Here is a 329-nt window from a genome sequence, read left to right as displayed (position 1 = left end):
ACGGCTGCATAGGCTGTACGAGCGGTACCGCCAAAGGCGATGACGGCGTATTCGGCATCTTCGAGACGATATTCTTCGTAGGTCACGATATCATCGAGATTATCGGAGAGTTTCTCATTTAAGCGATCCATCTGAGCAACGGTGGCGGCAGGGGAACCGTTGGGAAAACCGCTTTCGTCATGAATGAGTCCGGTGACATGATAACGGTAACCGGCACCGAAGGGCGGCATGGGACAGATTTTATCGCTGTCGGCATGATAGGCCTGGTAGCTTCTGGATGGTTTTTCTGTCGGCTGTTTGCGCAGGGGCTGCTTGATACTGTCGTAGTT

Annotated in this window: 1 pseudogene; it reads right to left on the bottom strand. The window is 52.9% G+C overall.

Features of this window, described 5'->3' with window-relative positions:
* Positions 1–329 (bottom strand): annotated as a pseudogene (locus Ga0466249_RS26020) (2-oxoacid:acceptor oxidoreductase subunit alpha); the annotation flags it as partial.

Origin of the sequence: Pelorhabdus rhamnosifermentans, assembly GCF_018835585.1 — a bacterium.
GTDB lineage: Bacteria > Bacillota > Negativicutes > UMGS1260 > UMGS1260 > Pelorhabdus > Pelorhabdus rhamnosifermentans.
This window is presented reverse-complemented; position numbering and strand designations above follow the sequence as displayed.